At 71.2% G+C, this 17368-nt stretch carries 25 protein-coding genes and 1 tRNA gene; 22 read left to right on the forward strand and 4 right to left on the reverse strand.

Going from position 1 to position 17368, the window contains the following annotated elements:
- Positions 1–427: 427 nt before the first annotated feature.
- Positions 428–1213, reverse strand: coding sequence for a DeoR/GlpR family DNA-binding transcription regulator (locus E1287_RS07030; protein ID WP_131964019.1), 786 nt, complete (start codon positions 1211–1213; stop codon positions 428–430).
- Between the two features lie 275 nt (positions 1214–1488).
- Here E1287_RS07030 and E1287_RS07035 point away from each other — a divergent pair, with 275 nt between their 5' ends.
- The 4 genes from E1287_RS07035 (at position 1489) to E1287_RS07050 (ending at position 4329) form a co-directional block, all read left to right on the forward strand.
- Positions 1489–2715, forward strand: a complete 1227-nt coding sequence (locus E1287_RS07035; protein ID WP_131964020.1) for an N-acetylglucosamine-6-phosphate deacetylase — start codon at positions 1489–1491, stop codon at positions 2713–2715.
- Between the two features lie 94 nt (positions 2716–2809).
- Positions 2810–3430 (forward strand): GNAT family protein, encoded by a 621-nt coding sequence (locus E1287_RS07040; RefSeq protein ID WP_131964126.1) that lies wholly within the window; start codon positions 2810–2812, stop codon positions 3428–3430.
- 215 nt (positions 3431–3645) lie between these two features.
- A complete protein-coding gene (locus E1287_RS07045; protein WP_131964021.1) occupies positions 3646–4182 on the forward strand; it encodes a hypothetical protein in 537 nt (178 codons plus the stop codon).
- Positions 4183–4255: 73 nt separating this feature from the next.
- Positions 4256–4329, forward strand: a tRNA-Ala gene (locus E1287_RS07050).
- Here E1287_RS07050 and E1287_RS07055 read toward each other — a convergent pair.
- From E1287_RS07055 to E1287_RS07065, 3 genes are all read right to left on the reverse strand, one after another.
- On the reverse strand, positions 4311–6128 hold the full coding sequence (locus E1287_RS07055; RefSeq protein WP_131964022.1) for a hypothetical protein: 1818 nt from the start codon (positions 6126–6128) through the stop codon (positions 4311–4313). The genes E1287_RS07050 and E1287_RS07055 overlap by 19 nt on opposite strands.
- Before the next feature lie 15 nt (positions 6129–6143).
- Positions 6144–7346, reverse strand: coding sequence for a hypothetical protein (locus tag E1287_RS07060; RefSeq protein ID WP_131964023.1), 1203 nt, complete (start codon positions 7344–7346; stop codon positions 6144–6146).
- A gap of 134 nt (positions 7347–7480) precedes the next feature.
- On the reverse strand, positions 7481–7870 hold the full coding sequence (locus E1287_RS07065) for a helix-turn-helix transcriptional regulator (protein WP_131964024.1): 390 nt from the start codon (positions 7868–7870) through the stop codon (positions 7481–7483).
- Between the two features lie 162 nt (positions 7871–8032).
- Here E1287_RS07065 and E1287_RS07070 point away from each other — a divergent pair, with 162 nt between their 5' ends.
- The 18 genes from E1287_RS07070 (at position 8033) to E1287_RS07150 (ending at position 16833) form a co-directional block, all read left to right on the forward strand.
- The gene (locus E1287_RS07070) at positions 8033–8275 is read left to right on the forward strand and encodes a helix-turn-helix transcriptional regulator (protein WP_165968912.1); all 243 of its coding nucleotides are present in this window, start codon (positions 8033–8035) and stop codon (positions 8273–8275) included.
- A complete protein-coding gene (locus E1287_RS07075; RefSeq protein ID WP_131964026.1) occupies positions 8272–8508 on the forward strand; it encodes a helix-turn-helix domain-containing protein in 237 nt (78 codons plus the stop codon). The genes E1287_RS07070 and E1287_RS07075 overlap by 4 nt, the downstream gene beginning before the upstream one ends.
- 17 nt (positions 8509–8525) lie before the next feature.
- Positions 8526–8798, forward strand: coding sequence for a hypothetical protein (locus tag E1287_RS07080; RefSeq protein ID WP_131964027.1), 273 nt, complete (start codon positions 8526–8528; stop codon positions 8796–8798).
- A 2-nt stretch (positions 8799–8800) separates the two neighbouring features.
- Complete coding sequence (locus E1287_RS07085; protein ID WP_131964028.1) at positions 8801–9172, forward strand: hypothetical protein; 372 nt, start codon at positions 8801–8803, stop codon at positions 9170–9172.
- Positions 9169–9708, forward strand: a complete 540-nt coding sequence (locus tag E1287_RS07090) for a hypothetical protein (RefSeq protein WP_131964029.1) — start codon at positions 9169–9171, stop codon at positions 9706–9708. Before E1287_RS07085 ends, E1287_RS07090 begins: the two co-directional genes overlap by 4 nt.
- Positions 9705–10220, forward strand: coding sequence for a hypothetical protein (locus tag E1287_RS07095; protein ID WP_131964030.1), 516 nt, complete (start codon positions 9705–9707; stop codon positions 10218–10220). The genes E1287_RS07090 and E1287_RS07095 overlap by 4 nt, the downstream gene beginning before the upstream one ends.
- A 100-nt stretch (positions 10221–10320) precedes the next feature.
- Entirely contained in the window at positions 10321–10545 is a 225-nt protein-coding gene (locus E1287_RS07100) for a hypothetical protein (RefSeq protein WP_131964031.1), read from the forward strand.
- Positions 10542–10742: a hypothetical protein gene (locus tag E1287_RS07105; RefSeq protein WP_131964032.1), complete on the forward strand. Its 201-nt coding sequence runs from the start codon at positions 10542–10544 to the stop codon at positions 10740–10742. Before E1287_RS07100 ends, E1287_RS07105 begins: the two co-directional genes overlap by 4 nt.
- Positions 10739–11725, forward strand: coding sequence for a lambda-exonuclease family protein (locus E1287_RS07110; protein WP_131964033.1), 987 nt, complete (start codon positions 10739–10741; stop codon positions 11723–11725). The genes E1287_RS07105 and E1287_RS07110 overlap by 4 nt, the downstream gene beginning before the upstream one ends.
- Positions 11725–12666, forward strand: coding sequence for a recombination protein RecT (gene recT / locus E1287_RS07115; RefSeq protein ID WP_131964034.1), 942 nt, complete (start codon positions 11725–11727; stop codon positions 12664–12666). Before E1287_RS07110 ends, recT begins: the two co-directional genes overlap by 1 nt.
- Complete coding sequence (locus E1287_RS07120; protein WP_131964035.1) at positions 12659–12931, forward strand: hypothetical protein; 273 nt, start codon at positions 12659–12661, stop codon at positions 12929–12931. The genes recT and E1287_RS07120 overlap by 8 nt, the downstream gene beginning before the upstream one ends.
- On the forward strand, positions 12931–13308 hold the full coding sequence (locus tag E1287_RS07125) for a hypothetical protein (protein ID WP_131964036.1): 378 nt from the start codon (positions 12931–12933) through the stop codon (positions 13306–13308). The genes E1287_RS07120 and E1287_RS07125 overlap by 1 nt, the downstream gene beginning before the upstream one ends.
- A 190-nt stretch (positions 13309–13498) precedes the next feature.
- Positions 13499–14041 carry a hypothetical protein gene (locus tag E1287_RS07130; RefSeq protein ID WP_131964037.1) on the forward strand — a complete coding sequence of 181 codons (543 nt, stop codon included), beginning with the start codon at positions 13499–13501 and terminating at the stop codon, positions 14039–14041.
- A 19-nt stretch (positions 14042–14060) separates the two neighbouring features.
- Entirely contained in the window at positions 14061–14639 is a 579-nt protein-coding gene (locus E1287_RS07135; RefSeq protein WP_131964038.1) for a hypothetical protein, read from the forward strand.
- Position 14640: 1 nt separating this feature from the next.
- Positions 14641–14805 carry a hypothetical protein gene (locus E1287_RS43555; protein WP_165968913.1) on the forward strand — a complete coding sequence of 55 codons (165 nt, stop codon included), beginning with the start codon at positions 14641–14643 and terminating at the stop codon, positions 14803–14805.
- A complete protein-coding gene (locus E1287_RS07140) occupies positions 14802–16154 on the forward strand; it encodes a glycosyltransferase (protein ID WP_131964039.1) in 1353 nt (450 codons plus the stop codon). The genes E1287_RS43555 and E1287_RS07140 overlap by 4 nt, the downstream gene beginning before the upstream one ends.
- Positions 16151–16468, forward strand: a complete 318-nt coding sequence (locus tag E1287_RS07145) for a hypothetical protein (RefSeq protein WP_131964040.1) — start codon at positions 16151–16153, stop codon at positions 16466–16468. Before E1287_RS07140 ends, E1287_RS07145 begins: the two co-directional genes overlap by 4 nt.
- Positions 16465–16833 carry a hypothetical protein gene (locus E1287_RS07150; RefSeq protein ID WP_131964041.1) on the forward strand — a complete coding sequence of 123 codons (369 nt, stop codon included), beginning with the start codon at positions 16465–16467 and terminating at the stop codon, positions 16831–16833. The genes E1287_RS07145 and E1287_RS07150 overlap by 4 nt, the downstream gene beginning before the upstream one ends.
- Positions 16834–17368 lie beyond the last annotated feature (535 nt).

Consider the following 17368-nt stretch of genomic DNA (forward strand, 5'->3'; position numbering starts at 1 on the left):
GTCCCGGCGCGGGTGGGCCCACCCGCGCCGGGCCCACCCGCGCCGGGACCACCCGCGCCGCGCCGGGCCCACCCGCGCCGGGACCACCCGCGCCGCACCGGGCCCACCCGCGCCGGGACCGCTCGCGCCGGGCTAAAGTTCACCCGCACCGCGCCAGGTCCGCCCGCGCTGGCACCCGCGCTGCGCCGGGCCCACCCGCGTCGGGCTAAGGCCAACCCGCGCCGGGACCGCCCGCGCCGGGCTAAGGCTTGCTCGCCCCGCGCCGGGACCGCCCGCGCCGGGACCGGCCGCGCTGCGCCGGGACCGGCCGCGCTGCGCCGGGACCGCCCGCGCCAGGTCCGCCCGTGCCAGGTCCGCCCGTGCCGGGCCAGGCCCGTGCCGGGCCAGGCCCGCCTGCGTCAGGCCCGCTCGGGTGGGCCCGCTGCGGCTAGGCGATGATCACGCGGATGTCGGCTTCGGTGAACGCGGCCATGTCCGCATCGCGGATGGTCGCGTCCGTCACCAGGACGTCGATCTCGTCGGTGGCGCAGATCCGGGCGAAGGCGCGGCGCCCGATCTTGGAGCCGTCCGCCACCACGACCACCCGGTCGGCGCGCTCGGCCATCCGCCGGTTCACGTCGGCCTCGCCCTCGTTGTGGCAGGTCGCGCCATGCGGCGTCGCCACGCCGTTCACCCCGAGGATCGCCACGTCCAGCGTCACCCGATCGAAGATCCCGGTGGCGAGCGGCCCCGTCAGCTCGTACGACTGCGGCCGCGGCACCCCGCCGGTCAGGACGATCTTCACATGGGGGCGGACGGCCAGCTCGTTGGCGATGTTGAGCGCGTTCGTCACGATCGTCAGCGACGGCGATGAGCCGTCGCCGTGCAGGTCGGCGCGGGTGGCGAGGACCCGCGCGACCTCGGACGTCGTCGTCCCGCCGTTCAGCCCGACGATCGAGCCCGGCCTGACCAGCTCGGCGGTCGCCGCCGCGATCCGCTGCTTCTCGGACGCGTGCCGCGCCGCCTTGTAGCGCAGCGGCAGGTCGTAGCTGACGCTCTGCGCGACGGCGCCGCCGCGGGTCCGCGTCAGCATCTGCTGCTGCGCGAGCTGGTCGAAGTCGCGGCGGATCGTCGCGGCCGAGACGGACATCCGCCGGGACGCGTCCTCGACGGTCAGCCGCCCGGCGTCCGCGAGAAGTTCGAGCAGTGCGTTCCAGCGCTCGTGCCGACTCACACCGGTCCCCCTTCCAGCGGACGGGCCTGCGGGAGCACCTGCATCAGGGGATTCTAGCCCCGAGCATCTCCGGATTTACCTGCACATTCCCGCCATACACCCGCCGCCAACGATCAAGCCCGAGACCGGCTCCCGCGAACACCGCGAACACCGCGAACACCGCGAACACCGCGAACGGGCGCCGATCGACGTTGCGAGATCATGGACGTTCCACCACCCGAACAGCGCCACCCACCAAGCGCCCTCATGCCGGGACGTGCCCCCAAGGGAGATCGATGACCGTCCTGACCGACGCCCGGATCGTCCTGCCGGACGGCGTCCACCACGGCGACCTGCACATCTCCGACGGCAAGATCGTGGAAGCGGCGTCGACCCCGGGCCAGGAGGTGATCGATCTCGGCGGGCGCCACGTCGTCCCCGGATTCGTGGACATGCACGTCCACGGTGGGGCGGGCGCGTCCTACCAGTTCGGACGGCCCGACGAGGTGCGCCGCGCCGCCGCGTACCACCTGGCGCACGGGACGACGACCACGATGGCGAGCCTCGTCACCGGCGCTCCGGACGACCTCGCCTCCGCCGTCGCGAGCCTCGCCGACCTCGCCGCCGACGGCGTGATCGCGGGCGTCCATCTGGAGGGCCCCTATCTCGCCCGCGACCGCTGCGGCGCCCACAACCCGTCCCTCCTGCGCGACCCCGACCTCGTCGAGTTCCGCCGCCTCGTCCGGCTCGGGCGCGGCCATGTCCGCATGATCACCCTGGCGCCGGAACTGCCGGGCGCGCTCGACCTCGTCCGGGAGGCCGCGGACACCGGCGTGATCGCCGCGGTCGGCCACACCGACGCCCCCGGCGCGACGGCCCGGACCGCGTTCGACGCGGGAGCGCGCGTGGCGACGCACCTGTTCAACGCGATGCGACCGCTACACCACCGCGAGGGCGGCCCGATCGCCGCCGCGATGAACGACCCCCGCGTCACCGTCGAGCTGATCAACGACGGCCTCCATGTCGAGGCCGCCGTCGTCCGCCTGGCGTTCGCGGCCGCCGGCCCGTCCTCCGGCCCCTACCCACCACCATTCAAAGGACAAGCTCCGGTCGACAGCCCCTCCTCCAGCCCCCACCCACCGCCATTCAATGGACCAGCCCCGCTCGACAACCCGTCGCGGATCGCGCTGATCACTGACGCGATGGCGGCGGCCGGGATGGGCGACGGCGACTACAGCCTCGGCGGGATGGACGTCGAGGTCCGCGACGGCCGCGCCGTCCTCGCCGGTGGGACGTCGATCGCGGGCAGCACCATCACCATGGCGGACGCGTTCCGCCGGGCGGTTCGGGACGTCGGCGTGCCCGTCCACCAGGCGGCCGAAGCCGCGTCCCTCACCCCGGCGCGCGCGCTCGGCATCTCCTCGCGTGTCGGGTCGCTGGAACCCGGCAAGGACGCCGACCTCGTCGTCCTGGACGCCGACCTCCGTGTCGACTGGGTGATGAGGCGCGGCATCCGCGTGTGACGAACGGAGCCAGAACGTCCCGCGTGCCCGATTTCTCGGTGACAATTGATGGCGTCCAGACGTCCGACCAGGGAATCATGGAAGCGTGGAACGTTTGCGGGGATGGCCGGTCACCCTGACGGAGGGGGCCGTCGGGCTGCGCCCGCTCCGGCACCGCGACGCCGCCGTCTGGCGGGAGCTGCGCGTGCGCAACGCCGACTGGCTCCGCCCCTGGGAGCCCACCAATCCGGAGACGCCGCTTTTCCGCAGCGGCCTCGGCCCGTACCTCAGCATGGTCCACACCATGCGCCGCGAAGCCCGCCAGGGCCTCGCCCTTCCCTGGGTCGTCACCCACGAGGACGAATTCGCCGGGCAGCTCACCATCGGCGCGGTCGTCTGGGGCTCGGCCCGCTCCGCCCAGATCGGCTACTGGGTCGACCGGCAGGTCGCCGGCCGCGGCGTCATTCCCACCGCGGTCGCCCTCGCCGTCGACCACTGTTTCTTCACCGTCGGCCTCCACCGCCTGGAAGCCAATATCCGTCCCGAGAACACGGCGAGCCGCCGCGTCGTGGAAAAACTCGGATTCCGGGAAGAGGGAATTCGCCGCCGCCATCTGCACATCGACGGGGCGTGGCGCGACCACATCTGCTACGCCCTGACCGTCGAGGACGTTCCCGGCGGCCTGCGCGCACGCTGGCTCGCCGAGCGCAAACAGGCATTTCCCCGGCACACTTGAGTCCGCCGTGACTTTCTCTCCGTAAGAATCCTGCGACCGACAAGGCCGGGCAAACGGAGAGTAACGGCGAGATCGATCTCGCGACACACCGCCCCTTATGCTCGTCAACCTCTGACAGCCCCTCGTACCGTGCGGGGCGTGACCCTGCTCCCATTGCACGCTCGCGCGCCGAAAGTCGGCCCGCCGGTCAAGCGTGCGCTGGGACGGTGGGGCCGATGAGCAGCGCGGTCCTGTACCTCGCCATTGTCGCCGTCTGGGGCATCGTCCTCGTGCCCATGTGGCTGCGCCGCGACACCGAGACGACCGGCATCACCCGGCTCCTCCACAAGCGCTCCGACGAGACCCTCGTCGAGGACGAGGCAGCGGAAGAGGAGCCCGAGGAGATCCCGGAGCCGCGTCCCCGCCGCCGGACGACCCGCGCCACCGTGATCGCCCGGCGCCGCCGCCGCACCACCGGCCTCACGGCCCTGATCCTCACCGCCGCGGCCGTCGTCGCGTCCGGCTTCGCCCCCTGGTGGATCACCATGCCCCCGGCCGTCCTCATGGCCGGCCACCTGGCCCTCCTCCGCGTCGCCGTGGGCATGGACACCGCCCGCCGCCGCGCCGCCGCGGAGGCCCGCGCCAAGGCCCTGGAAGCCCGCCGCGCCGCCGAGACCGCCGAGCCCGTCGAGACCGCGGAGGTCATCGAACTCCTCACCCCCGAGGAGGTCTTCGACCAGTACGCCGACGACCGCCGCGCCGTCGGCGAATGACCCGTGCGCGCGTCCGCCCCGGATAACCCGTGCGCGACCACCCCCCGAAGTTTGCTAACCTTACGGAGTCCTCGGGGCTGTAGCGCAGTCCGGTAGCGCACCTCGTTCGCATCGAGGGGGTCAGGGGTTCAAATCCCCTCAGCTCCACCCAGGTCAAAGGCTCTTTCTCCCCGCCGGGAGACGGGGCCTTTCGCATGATTGGGAGACGTATGGGAGACGACGTTCCCACGCGGCTCCCGGTGGGGGACGAGTAGCTCATCGACCAACCGTACGGGCGAGTGCGGACAGATCTGGGCGCGCTGACTCAAAGCGGTCTCCCACCTGGTCTGTAGCGCGACCTTCAGATCTTGCCGCATCCCGTCGGTCACGTGCGAATACGTGGCTCCGATCCCGCTGAATACGTGACCGAGCCGGTCATGGGACATCACGTCGGGGATGCGGTCCTCGATCATCCATGTCTTCTGCGCGTGCCGCAGCTCGTGCCGGGTGAACCCGGTGCGGACCGGCAGCCACGACGCCAGTGCCCGCTCCGTCACATGCCCCCGGGAGACGGCCAGCTCCCGCCGGGGCCGGTGCGGCGCCGTCTCCCGGCCGCTCCCCGACAGGCACGCCTTCCCGATCGCCGCGGTGCAGGCCGGCACCGGGCAGGCCACCGCGAACGCGTCCACCGCGGGCACGTCCCAGCGCTGCCAGCCCTTGCCCCTGGGCGGCTCCCAGTCGTCCCCCTCCGCGTAGGGCCACGCGGGCTTCAGCGGCGCCCCGGGGAACCCGGCGGCGGCGTCCACCAGGACGGGCCGGGCCGGGCGCTCGCGCTTGCCGTCCTCGCCCGGGAAGACCCCGTCGCAGGCGGGCCGCCAGTAGCGGCGGGAGTAGTCCGACCGGGACGGGTGCCCGCCCTCCGCCCCCAGGAACAGCAGTCGCGGCCCGGCGCCGCAGTCGTACCGGCACCGGCACGGACGCGGCCTGCGCCGCTGCACGTGCGTGGACAGCAGGTCCGACAGGAACGGTGGCAGGTCCAACGCGCCGAAGAACTCGGGGTCGTCGTTGCGGAATGCCTCGTCTTTCGGGTCGCATTTGTAGAACTTCCCGTTCAGTTCTCCGAGCTGCCATTCGAGGTGCAGTTTCGACAGCCGGAAGTTCTCCAGCTCCAATCCGATGACCTCGCCCCACCGCAGCCCGCACCACGCCGCCGTCACCCACATCACGAAATCGTCGTCCTGGCCGGTGAGCAGCGAGCACCGTTCCGCTATCAGGATCACTTCGAGAGGCGTCGCCCACTGCTTGCCGACGGCGCGGCGCCTGCGGCCCTTCTGCCGGTTCTTCTTCTTGCCTCTGCCCCGGCGGCGCGCGGCCGCGTTGTCGTCCACCAGGCCCGCCGCCTTGGCGTCGCCGAGAATGGTCGCCAGCAGCGACCTGGAGTCCGCAGCCGTGCTCTGCGCGTACCGGCCGCCGTTTTCGACGCGGAGGCCGAGTTCCCACGCGGCGATCTCGGCCTCGTCGGTGAGGGTGTTGACCGGCCGGTGCCCGTACGCGGGGAGGATCATGCGCCGGAGCCGGTAGGAGTACTGGTCGTCGGTACGGACCTCCAGGTCCTGCGCGGGCCACCACGTGGTGTGCACGTACTCCTCGAGCGAGATGTCGCCGGCGTTGGGATCCCGGCCGCCGTTCGCTCGGCGCCGCAGTCCTTGGAGGAGCTGCAGCCACCTCTCGAAGGTGACGCCGTCGGCCGTCGGCTCGGCATGCCCGGCGTCGACCAGCCGCCGCCACTCGCCGACCAGCCCGCGGACCCACGACTCCTTGTCGTTGGCGGCGTCCAAAGCCTTCTGTTTCTCGGTGAACGGCCACCCTTCGAGGGTCTCGGACACGGTGCCCCACCGGGGCTTGACGCCCGGGGGGTTCTTGAAACGGCCGCGGTAGTAGTCACCGCGCCGTTCGACGTACGCCATGGGAATCCTTGCGTGTCAGAAGAAGAGGGCGATGAGGGGCGCCGGCTGCAGCTGCTCGAAGCCTGGTCCGGGCATGGTCGCCGTGGCCGGCGGTGTATTCGGGGCGCCGGGCACGTCGGCCTCACCGGGTGAATCTGGTGCCTCCAGCAGGCTCCCGTCGTCTGCTGGGTCCACAGGTTCGTCTGCTGGGTCCACAGGTGTCCCCGTCGAGGGCGGGTCTGCGGCCAGGCCCGGGTCCGTTGTCGCGGTTTCGGTCGGTGCCGGGGTCGGCGCTGGCCCTTCGTCGGTTGAGGGCTGCGGTGGCGGCTCAGCCGCGGGTTCGTCTGCAGGCTCGTCGGTGGGGGCGGTTGAGCCGTCGCCGGGTTCTGTGAGGGGCGCGGACTTCGCCGGTGCCGGATTGGAGGCTGGTGCCGGGACCTCCTCCCGCTCGACCTCCGCCGGGAGTGTGGGGCGGCGGCCAGGCTTACGCGCCGGGGGATCGGTGGGCTCGTCCTCTGTCTTGGGCAGTGTGTAGTCGACCTCGCGGACCACAGCCGGTGGCGGCCCATGGTCGATGGTGATCGCGGGCGCGCACGAGGTGACGGCCGTGCACGAGATCGCCGCAGCGGTCACCGCAGGCAGCGCCGAGCTCACGCCCGCGACGGCTGTGGTCGCGGCCTGGGCGTCGCGCAGGAGGTTGAGGATGCCCCGCCCGACTGCGGCGCCGGGGAGCAGCGCTGTGCTCAGAGCACGCACCGGGTTGCGGCGTCGACGGCGGGCCAGCAGCGCCCGGCGGGCGTCGACGACCTCGCGGCCGGAGAGCGAGGCACTGACCGCGATCTGCCCGTCCGGCCATGCGGCACCCAGCAGGCGATCCGGCATCTTCTCCCGTGCGAACGGGTGATCGGGTGGGGCTTCGGCGTGGTCGGCGAGCCAGTCCCACACCTTGCTTTCGGCGCCCGGGTCGGCGCAGCAGGCGGCGCCGTCGACGAGGGCGTGCAGCTGCTGTCCGTCGATGTCGAGGCGGACGCGCTGGAACGGCTCCGGGGAGATGCTGCGCAGCGCGTGGACGAGCACTGCCGGGACGTCGCCGGGCGGCCGCTTGAGCTGATAGGCGTGCGCCAGCCCGGCGACCGCGCATTGCCTGTCGATTTCCTTGAGGTCGCGCTCCTGTGTCAGGGTCGCGACCCGGTCCTTCAGCTCCTTGATCTGTCGCCAGAGGGCGAACGTGTCCTCCATCGCGTTCCCTATGCGATCCGTATCCCCCGGGCCCACATAGGTGACGTACGTATCTGTGATGCGTGAGGTGGTTTGGGCGTTGACTGCCTAACTTGCTCGTTTCTGAAACGTTACAACCGGGTCAAGTGCGGCGATCACGCCTGTTTTTGCTCGCTCGCGCGGTACTGGCCACTCTGGGAGTCTCGATACGTCAGCACGGCCCTCGCCGCGAAGATCTTCTCGTCATCGGACACCTCGGGGCCGGCGTAGTCGAGGATGTGTTCCAAGAACCGATCGCCGACGGCCCAGTCGGGATAAGGGGTGCCGTCGAAGGCGGGGGGCGGTGCGCCGTCGGTGAGCGGCCCGAGGATCTCCTCGAGGGCTCCGATCGAGCTGCGCGGGTAGGAGCGGTCGTTCTCCCAGTTGTCGATGGTCTTCTGGGAGACACCGATCTTGTCCGCGAGCTGCTCCTGTGTCATGCGTGGCTTCTGGCGCTCGCGGGCGCGCTTGATCTTTAGTCCGATCGGCGGTCTGTCGGTCGGCATGCTCTCATCGTCTCTACGAAACTGAACGAAAGTCAAGCAGGGCTCTGACCTGCCCCGGGTCCGGTATGTCCCCTGCTCAGAGTTGCAGTGTTGCCGTTGAGTTACGTTGAAGTTCCGTGAATGCCTTGCATCTTCTTACTTAAGTTTCGTAGAGTTGCGCGCATGGCAAGCCGCATCACGCACGGACCGGCCATCAAGGCCATCCGAAAGGCGCTCGGGATCCGCCAGGACGCCCTCGCCCAGCAGGTCGGGATCAGCAAGAGCTACCTGTCCAGGATCGAGAACGCCGTCGAGGTGCCCGAGCTGAACGCCACCACGAAGCGGCTCGCCGACAGGCTCGGCGTCCCCCTCGACGCGATCACCTACCCCGTGCCCGACGCCGCCCTCCTGCAGGAGTCGGCATGACCATGACCGCCGCCGTGTGCGACCCCTGCCCGCACACGCACCACGCCGAAGACGCAGCCGCCCGCATCGGCTGCTCCGTCATCACCCTCAAGCGCAAGGCCGCCCGCGGTGAGATCCGCGGCACGAAGGTCGGCCGCGAATGGCGGTTCAGCGACGAGGCCATCGCCGACGCCATCCGCGACGGTGAGCGCCGCCCCGCCCCGCCGCGCCGCGACTCCCGCCGCCGTTCCTAACCCTCATGGAGGCACACATGACCGCCCAGACCGTCACCGAGCAGACAACCGACGAGCCCGAAACCGACAAGGGCGTCGCCACCATCCCCGGCGCGCAGCTGCGGCTCGGCGACGTCATCGACTACCCCCACGGCCCCGCCGCGATCACCGAAATGGCGGCGCTCGGCTACCTCACCGACGCCCTCGGCCCCGGCTCCGTCGTCATCAAGCACGCCCGCCGCGCCCCCCGCGCGATCGCCGGCGCCCAGGACGTCCAGGTGCTGCTGCCCCGCCCCCGCGAGGTGGCCTGACCATGTGGCCGTTCCGCACGAAGCCGCCCCGCCGCCGGGGTGAGCGCCTCTCCATACGGGAGCTGCGAGAGGCGCTCACCCTCACCGGCGACGACGACCGGGTGTGGCTCTTGGACCGTCTGGCGGGCGCGGCCCCGACCGCGACCGCACAGGCCCTCCGGGACCTGAGCGAAATGAAGAACCGCGCGGCGGCGGGCGGCATGTGCCTGGAGTGCGGCAAGTCGTGGCCGCTGCCGACCGTCCCCACCTACCGGAACGGCGTGCACGGGTTCGTGTGCGACCCGACCTGCAACCCCGCCGCGCAGCCCCTCGCGCTTTCGGTGTCCACCGAGCCCATGCCCGTCCTCGCCATCCCCCCAGGAGGTACAGCATGACCACCCCCACCTACCAGCCGGGCGAGATCGTCCGGGTCGGCCAGACCTCTCCCGTCGTGGTCGGCCCCGAGGGCCCGTCCGTCGAGATCACCACCCCGAACGGGCGCCTCACGGTGCCGCTGTCCGCCCCGTCGCTGGCCGTGGGCCGGGTCGCGCCCGCGCAGAACCCCCGGCCCGGCGAGATCTGGTCCACCGGCGACGGCCACCTGTGGTTCGCCACCAAGTACCACGCGGACATCGACATCCCCGCCGACATGCTGGGCTGCAACGCCCAGGGGTGGAGGGTCCTCCTGATTCCGCTGGACGGCGGCGCGTACGGCAACACGCCGGGCACCCCGGAGGAGATCCACCAGCGGCGGGGCCTGGTGCGGTGCGTGGGGCGGGTGTCGGTGTGCGAGTGCCAGGACACCGATCCGTTCCAGAACGTGATGCACGCGCGGTCGTGCCCGCAGTGGCCGACCTGCGACTGCCCCGTCGACGACCAAGACGTCACCCACCACCTGCCGGACTGCGCGCCGGGTGGTGAGCAGCGATGACGCTCCAGTCCATCGAGACCCGCGCTGCTGCCGCTCCGCTGGGGACGAAGACCGAGTACGCCGTCCGCTTCCGGCAGGGCATGGACGACATCGTCGTCCCGGTCGGCGACGAGACGCTGATGGCGCAGACCGTCGCCGAGTTCCTCGTGAACGGCGACGACGCCGAACCGCTCACCCGCACCGTCCCGGCATGGACGGTCGACGAGACCACCCTCGCGCGGGTGCGCCACGAGGTCGCGCGTGAAGCGATCCTCGCGACGGCCCAGCGGTACTGGGAGCAGGAGATCGGCGAGCAGGCCGCGCTCGAGGAGCTACGCCAGCACGCCCCGCAGATGTCCGACCACGACCGCGCCGAGCGGCTCGGGGAGCTGGTGTCGGAGCTGGAGCACCAGGAGGACGTCGACAGCAGCGAGGTCGCGCCCGGACCGGGTCAGGACCGGCAGACCCTCGTCGAGGACGCCGAACGCCGCGTCATCGAGGCCGCGGACGCCCTGTACGGGGGTGCGTCGTGAAGCGCCTGCTGACCGTCCTCCACGGCCCCAAATGGACCTGCACGATCTGCCAGACGCAGCAGAGCGGCTCCACTTGCTCCAACTGCGGGTGGTGGTGAACGTGGCCGCTGGAGCCGTCCTCGCCCTGGCGATCATCGTCGCCGCCTACCTGTACGTCGCTGCGCTGTGCTGGCGCCTCGGGCACTCCGGTAAGCACGGCAAGCGTGTCTGGTCCCGGCCGCGCCCGAACCGGCTGCGCACGCACGGCAGCCACGCCAAGGCCCGCAAGCCCGCTCCGGTGCCCGACCTGGTGTGCGAGCCGACCGAGATGGCGGTGGCGGCATGACCCTCCCCTCCTTCGAGACGATTCGCCGCAACGCCCACCGGATGCTCGGCGACACCGAGCAGGAACTGCAGTCCGACTGGTCCGACCCGGAACTCACCACCGGCCAGGCGAAGGCGCTCGCTGATGCCCGCCGCAACATCCGCCTCGCGAAGGCCGCGCTCGACAAGGCGGCCCGCGCCGGGGGTGACGGGTCATGACGATCCTCGACGGCCCCGTGGTGAGCGGTGTGGCTCACGGCTTCCCGGACGCCGAGCTCGTCCTTCCCTACGACGCGCCGCGGCCTGTCTGGCTCGAGGCCCGCCGAGAAGGGGTAGGCGGCTCGGACGCCCTCGCCTGCCTCGGCCTGGACCCGTGGAAGACCCGCCTGGAGGTCTACCTCGACAAGGTGGGGCAGGCGCCGGCCAGAGAGCAGACGAAGCGGATGCGGTGGGGCCAGGTCGTTGAGCCCGCGATCCTCGAGTGGTTCAACGAGGAGACCGGCATCCCCGCCACCCGTGTCGGGCTGATGAGGTCGAAGTCCCGCTCGTGGCAGATGGCCTCGGTCGACGCTGCGGCTGCAGACGGCGGCCTCGTCGAGATCAAGAACACGAACTACCACCGGCGCGACGAGTGGGAGGACGACCAGGTCTCCGACGGCGCCGAGGCCCAGTCTCAGCACTACCTCGCTGTGACCGGCCGCCCGCACGCGTGGGTGGTCGCGCAGATCGGCGGGGAGCCTCCGGTGATCCGGCGGGTGGACCGCGACGAGGCGCTCATCGACACGATCTGCGCGATGGAGCTGGACCTGTGGCGCATGGTCGAAGCCCGCACCCCGCCAGCGCTCGAGGGTGGTCGGGCGTCCGAAGACCTGGTCAACCGGCTGTTTCCGACCGGTGTCCCCGGCAAGCCGATCGACGTCGACGACGCCTTCGTGGCCAAGCTCGCCGAGCACAAGGCGCTGACGAAGGCCGAGGGCAACGCGAAGAGGCGCAAGAACGAGCTGCGTGACGAGCTGGCGTACGTGATGGGCAACGCCACCGAGGCGTACTACCGCGGCGAGCTGGTAGCGACCCGCAACAACCACGTCAAGACCACCGCCTCCGTCGCCGACCTGCGCGAGAAGCACCCGGACGTCGCGGCCGAGGTCGTCACGGAGACCCCGTACCGCAAGTTCCTCAACAAGATCAAGGAGACCCCCTGATGGGACGCGACCTCGCCCAGCGCGCCGCCGCCCAGCGTGGCGGCAACCAGAACGGCAACGGCGACGCGCCTGCCAAACAGCTCACCCTCGCGCAGCAGATCAACCAGATGCAGAAGCAGTACCAGCTCGCGATGCCCAAAGGCGCCGAGGCCGGCCAACTCGTCCGCGACGCGCTCACCTGCATCCGCACCACCAAGAACCTCGCCGAGTGCGAGGCCGCATCCGTCCTCGGCGGCCTGATGACCTGTGCCCAGCTCGGTCTGCGTCCTGGTGTCGGATCCCTCGGTCACGCGTGGCTCATCCCGTTCTGGGACAGGAACGCCGGACCCGTCAACGAGCGGACCAAACAGCCGATGGGCGGGTACCGCGCGCAGCTCATCATCGGCTACCAGGGCTACGCCGAGCTGTGCTACCGCTCCGGCCGAGTCCTGAACATCGCCCCCCGCACGGTGTTCACCAACGACCACTACGAGCTGGAGTACGGCCTGGACGGCGACAAGCTGATCCACCGACCCAACATCGACGGCACTCGGGGGGAGCCCCGCCTCTACTACGCCGTGGCCCGGCTGGAGCGCGGCGGCTACGGCGTCACCGACCCCGTGACCGTCGCGGACATGGAAAAGCATCGCGACAAGCACGCCATGGCCAAGACCAAGAACGGCGACGTGGTCGGCCCCTGGAAGGACCACTTCGAGGCCATGGCGCACAAGACGATGGTCCGCCGCCTCGTCAAGCTGCTCCCCAAGTCCACCGACCTGGCTGTCGCGATGTCGGTTGACGAGGGCCTGCGCCTCGATGTCAGCCCCGACATCGATCCCGCCGAGGTCACCAGCGCGATCCCGGGTGAGGTGGACGGCGGCGACCAGGCCACGCTCGCCGCCGCTGACGCCGAGGCCGCCGCGCAGGCCGCTGCCGAGGCCGGGGGCGGTTCGAGTGAGTGACGTCCGTCGCAAGACCCTTTCCTACCTGAGGGACGAGAACGTCCGGATCCTGCACGCCGACACCCCGCCCGGCGCCACCCGCCCGGACGAGGTCAGGGCGCTGGTCCGCGGCCACCACGGCACCTACCAGGTCGTGCTGACGGGCGACGTGTGGTCCTGCGCCTGCGGCGCTGACGAGTGCACCCACGCGGCGGCCGTCCAGATCGTGACCGGGTACCGGTCCGCTGCCTCCAAGGCCGACAAGACGAATGAGGAGGCGGCCTGATGTGGGTCGTGAAGGTCAGCGACGGTGGGGCGGACGTCGCCGCGTACGGGCCGATGCGAAACCAGGTCGAGGGGGAGGGGTTCGCTGGCTTCTTGACCGAGGAAGTCGACCCGGCGCGCGTCGAGTACGAGGCGCCGTACACCCAGTCGGACGTGTCCTCGCCGGTCGCGGAACTCCTCAACTGGCGCGACCACTTCAAGGCCGCCCAGGCGGAGCGGGACGGGCGGATCCGCGAAGCCCACGCCCAGCTCGTCAACAAGGCCGTCAACGGGCACGGCGCGAACCGCGCCGGGCTGGAGAAGGCCGCCGAGCTGCTCGCCAACGCCTGGTACGGCTACGAGCCCGCCGACCCGTATGCACCTCTGGGCGGTCCCTGATGATCTCCGTGCTGAGGGGCCTGCTGTCTCGGTCCACGCCGTGCTCGCCGCGTATCTGCGTCCGCTGTGACCGGACCACCACACGCCTGTCCGCCAAGCAGCGCCGCCAGGTGGTCGCTGGCGGCGACGCGGTGTGCGACCGATCCCGCTGTGGTGGCCGCCTCGAACGGATCGACGCGGAGGTGTCACCGTGACTCGCGCGACGGCGGAGGAGACGCGGGCCCGGCTCGCGAAACACCTGGTGTGGCACCCGAACTCGGGGGACTGCCTGCAGTGCGCGGCGGCGCGGCTGATCGTTTCCCTGCCCGACGCCGGTGCGGCTGCGGTGCGGGCGCAGCGGCCGGTGCTGGACGACATGCTCGCCACCGCCGAGCGCGCCGCCAAGGAGATGGACCAGGTCATCGCCCACCTCGACGGCGAGCACGGCACCAGCATGCGCGACGCCCTCAACTCCATCGCCGTCACCACCGACTCCGGGGCGCTCACCGCGATCCTCGCCCAAGCCGCCTGCAGCCCCGACACCGCCGAGACCGCGCTCGCCGGTGCCCGCCGACGGCTCAACCGCATCCGCGTCATGCACGCCCACCTCGTCGCCGAGCACCGCAACGACAAGTCGTTCCTCGGTCGCCTCACGCGCGCGAACGACCGCGCTGGCCTGATCCGGCGAGTCGCGCAGGCATGGCACGGCCGCCTCCCCGACGACCCCTTCGCACCCCTCAACCACGACCACTAACCCCTCAAGGAGGCAACCCATGAAGAACACCCGGTCCATGCGTGGTAACACACAGCAAGAGATCGCGCACCCTCCGGCACAGATCGCCCCCGCCTTCAAATCGCCGGACACCGGGCGGGACCTCGCCCAGCTCCTGGCCGAGAAGCGCAACGCTGTCGACCACCACGGCCACGAGGCCCAGGCCCGCCGCCAGGACGCCGAGGAGCAGCTCCGCCACAGGAACTCCCGCGAGCAGCTCATCGCCGAAAAGGAGCGGGAGATCGAGGAGTTCCGCGCCCAGCGCGAGCGGGAGATCGAGGCGATCCGCCAGGAGATCACCCGCATCGACACTGCGGCCAGGAACGCCAACGGCCAGGCCGACCAGCACACCCAGGCGCAGCGCCATGCCCAGCTCGCTGTGCAGGACCTCGAGACGGTGCTCGGCGCGTACGCGCCCGCCGCGCTCGAGCTGGCAGCCCAGTCGGGCGGGACGCCGCCGAACGGCACCCCTACCAGCGGCGCCCACCCGGACGCGACCGGCGGCTACCCCGTTCCCGTCGCCACGGGCAGCGGCCCCCAGGAGTTCCCCAACCGCGATCAGACGACGGAGAACCACTGACATGGACTACGGCAAAACCCTCCCTGTGACCGGTGCTGGTGTGAGCGCATTCGGCATCTACATCGGCCAGCTCTGGCTGATCGCGGTGGCCGTCGGTCTCGTCGCGGCCGGTGCGGTGCTGATGAAACTGACCTTCCGGCGCGGCAAGAAGGCCGACCACTCGTGAAGATCTACGAGGCTCGGCGTGCGCGCGGGCGACTGATCACCGTCATGCTCGGCCTCCTGGTCGCGGCGGTCGGATGGTCCATCCACCACGCCATGGTCACGATGCAGGCCCTGAACGGAGACACCCGCAAGTTCGGGATGGTCTACTCCCTGTCCGCCGCGATGCTGGTCTTCCAGCTCGTCCTCGCGCACGCCGAGCGGCCCTTCACCGTCACGCGCCGGCAGCAGCGCCATCTCGACAGCCTCAATCTGGCCGTGCTGGTGCCCGCCTACAACGAGGACCCCGAGTTGCTGGTGCGGTGCCTCATGTCGCTGGGCAACCAGACCCGGCGGCCGGACCACATCCTCGTGGTGGACGACGGCTCCGACAAGGTCGACCTCTCAGCCGTGCGCGCATGGTTCCTGGCCGAGGGTGCACGGACGGGGCTCCGCACCTCTTGGGTCCGCACGCCGAATCGGGGCAAGCGCCAGGCGCATGGGACGGCGATCTCGATGGCACCGGACGCCGACGCGTTCCTCACCGTGGACTCCGACGCCATCCTGGACCGGGAGGCGGTGGCCGAGGGCCTCAAACCACTGGCTCGCAAGGACGTGCAGGCGGTCGCCGGCGTCGTCCTGGCGGCCAACAACCGCACCACCCTGCTGGCGAGGTTCACCGACCTCTGGTACGTCACCTCCCAGCTGATCGACCGGTCGTCCCTGTCGGCCATGGGCAGCGTGCTGGTCAACTCCGGGCCGCTGGCGTTCTACCGCGCCGAGACAGTCCGGCAGTACCTGGACACCTACCTGAACGAGACGCTGGCTGGCCGCGAGGTCCGGTTCTCCGACGACAGCATGCTCACGCTTTTCGCCAAACTCGAGGGCCGGACAGTCCAGCAGCCGTCCAGCTTCGTCTTCACCGCGATGCCGGAGAAGGTGGGCAACCACTTCCGCCAGTACACCCGCTGGATGCGGGGCTCGACGGTCCGTAGCCTCTGGCGCTTCCGCTACCTGCCGGTGACGTCCCTGGCGTACTGGCTGCACTTCAGCCGGTGGGTCTCGATGGCGGTCTCCACCATGCTGTTCGCGGCGCTGTTCCTGGTGCAGCCGGTGGTGGACGGAGCGCTGACGCTGTCCCTGCTGGCCATGACAGTCCTGATCGGGTACGCGCAGTGCCTGCGGTACCTCACCGTCTGGCGGTCCGACCAGAGTGTCTGCTCACAGTGGGCCACCTGGATGCTCGCGCCCCTGGCTGCGCTGTGGGCCTACTTCATCCTGCGGCCGGTCCGCTGGTACGCGATGGCGACGTGCCTGCGCACCGGCTGGGGCACCCGCGCCGAGGTCGAAGTCACCCTCGGAGGCGCCTCATGACCGAGGTCATCGTCCTAGTCCTCCTCGGCGCGGCCATCGTGGGCCTGATCTGGGAAGTCCGGGACCTCCGGAAGAAGGTGCGAGCCGAGCGGGTGCGCGCGGACGCGGAGGCCGCCGACGCTCAACGATCCCGCGCCCGAGCGGTCATCGCCGAAGAACACCGCTCTCGCGCCGTCCTCCGCAATGGCGAGGTCCTCGAAGAGGTCGCCGCGGTCGCCGAGTTCCTGCGCACCAACCATCTGCCGCTGGTCGCAGCCCGCCTGGACCGCCTCGCCAACACTCCGCTCGGCACATCGAGGAGGCAGCGCGCATGAACTGGCGGACGTTCCTCCTGCCCATCGTCGCGGCGGCCTGCGGCGGCCTGCTCCTGGTGCCCCAGATCAGCACCCAAGACGTCGACCTCAACACCACCGGCCTGTCCACTGAAGAGGAGGGCGCGTACCTGGGGTGGGCCCGCACAGAGGCCCCCGAGCTGTGGGCCGCGTCCGACGCCCAGCTGCTCCGCATCGGCCTCGGCCTGTGCGCCGCGATCGACCGCGTCCCGGACCCGGTGGTGGAGCCCCGACCGGTCGAGGGCCTGACCGGCCGCGAGATCCACGCCATCACCAACGCCGCGACCCAGCACCTGTGCCCGACCCTCCGGCCCAAAGTGGCCGGCTACCTGCGGAGCGCCCTGTGACGCCCCGCACCCTGTACCGCGTCCCGGGCCATGCCTCCGGCCTGGTGACGCGCGCCGAGGAGTCCAGCTCCCAGGTCTCCTCGGCAACCCCGCCCACCGTCACGATCCCTGCGGTGGGCGGGGCCCCGACTACACAGACGCGCTGGAGCGAGCGCCCCCGCACGGACAGCACCCCGTGCGGCGCGGGCCCCTCCAGCGCCGTGGCCGCGCCCCTGACCGGGGGGTGGAGGCGCGGCCAGCAGCCGATCCCGTTCGGGGGAGCGGGATCGGCTGCAACCCTCGGCGCCCGCACCCACACCATGCGGGCGCCGAGGGCCCAAACCGCGGACCGGCCAGCAGGGGGGTCTGGCTGGTCCGCACCCGACGCGGCGGTGTGCACGGCGTTCGCGCCTGAGCTGAGCTCCTCCGCCGCTACCCGCCCGGCCCTGCCTTCCCCGGGGGCCGGGCGGGCCAAGACCCGGGCAGTCGCGAGTACGCGACTGCCCGCACCAACCGCCAGGGCCCGTCACTCTCGCTCTCCCTTGTCGGTGGCGGG

This window comes from Actinomadura sp. KC06 (assembly GCF_004348735.1).
Classification (GTDB): domain Bacteria; phylum Actinomycetota; class Actinomycetes; order Streptosporangiales; family Streptosporangiaceae; genus Spirillospora.